Source organism: Fructilactobacillus florum DSM 22689 = JCM 16035 (assembly GCF_001436645.1).
GTDB lineage: Bacteria > Bacillota > Bacilli > Lactobacillales > Lactobacillaceae > Fructilactobacillus > Fructilactobacillus florum.
This window is the reverse complement of sequence record NZ_AYZI01000025.1, coordinates 1-1,260: the sequence shown is the minus strand read 5'-3', so window position 1 is coordinate 1,260 and position 1,260 is coordinate 1. Positions and strand designations below refer to the sequence as shown.

Here is a 1,260-nt window from a genome sequence, read left to right as displayed (position 1 = left end):
ACTCTCTCCTTAATTTGTTTGAATTCTTCTTGTACTTTTGCTCTCTCTTTACATAGCCGACACGTCTGATAGCCGTAGATGGTATCAGTATATTTGTCTGCCATCGGCTCTAACCCGTTGCCATGACAAGCTGGACAATTTTCATAAAACTTGATTTTCAAAATGGATCCCTCTTTCTTCTTGAATCAGGTGTTTTATCAGTAAATTTGATGATGTGATTCCCTAAGTTTTTAAACAGTCGGCTAACTATACTATCGTTGTATACCGTTCGTAATTGCTTGCTGGTTAAGTTAGTAGTAACGATTGTATTTTTGTCTTGTCGTCGCTGTGTTATTCCAAAAATCAAATTCTGAGCGAAGTTAGTGGCTTCTTTATCAATGTTTTGATAAGTAGCCTCTTTACCAAGATCATCAATGACTAGATAATCTACTTTTCCACAAAAATTAATTAGATTTTCAGAACTGTATTTAGGGTCGCCACCATTAAAAACTGCTTTAGCTCTCTGTACTGCTTCCGCAAAATCAACAAATAAACAAGTTACTGGTTTATCAGAATTTTTGTTGATGTATTTAAGCATCGAATAAGCGAGATGAGACTTCCCACGACCTGCACCACCTGAAATAAACACATTGAAAACATTGGAACTATTCAGATATTCCCTAGTGAATTTAACTGCCAAATCATAGTTAGCTTTAGCTTCATCGCTAACAGACGTATCAAAGCTGTCAAAGTTAACATTCTCTAAACTCTGGTCTTCAATAATTGAACGTTTAATAACATCAGTTTTAGTTCGTCTGATGATTGATTCCCTGTATTCTCGCTCTTTATCCAAAACTCGTTGATTCATTTTCTTTTTAGTGCAGTATTGGCAAAATGGGTCGTTATTCCCAACCTGAATTAAAGTTCGTCCGCATTGTGGGCATTTGTCAGGCAACGTATGAACTTTATCTAGCAAGCTGAAGTGCATACTCTTAAAATATGTCATCATACTCACTCTTCTTTTCTACAGGCTTTGTTTTTTCATTGAGGTATCCCTCAAACTTAGTTCCAAACAACGTTTCAGGTCTTAAAAACTTACTCCAATATTCATCCTTACCCCACTGCTCACATTTTTTATCAATCACATTTTTAAAATCTTTAAATATAAACCCTTCTTTAAACCGTGAGTTAATATCTCTCTGAGTCTTTTTAGTACTACTTTTATAGTTAGTGCCAGCTTTTTCGTTAAGGTAATTGATAATTTCAGTAATTGCACCGTCG

The 1,260-nt window shown here is 35.2% G+C and carries 2 protein-coding genes; both read right to left on the bottom strand.

Annotated elements, in window-relative coordinates; genetic code table 11:
- Positions 1 to 157 precede the first annotated feature (157 nt).
- Complete coding sequence (locus tag FC87_RS06625) at positions 158 to 988, bottom strand: ATP-binding protein (protein WP_054691189.1); 831 nt, start codon at positions 986 to 988, stop codon at positions 158 to 160.
- Positions 972 to 1,260, bottom strand: a 289-nt coding sequence (locus FC87_RS06620) for a conserved phage C-terminal domain-containing protein (protein WP_191979376.1), incomplete at its 5' end; no start/stop codon positions are given. The genes FC87_RS06620 and FC87_RS06625, both read right to left, overlap by 17 nt.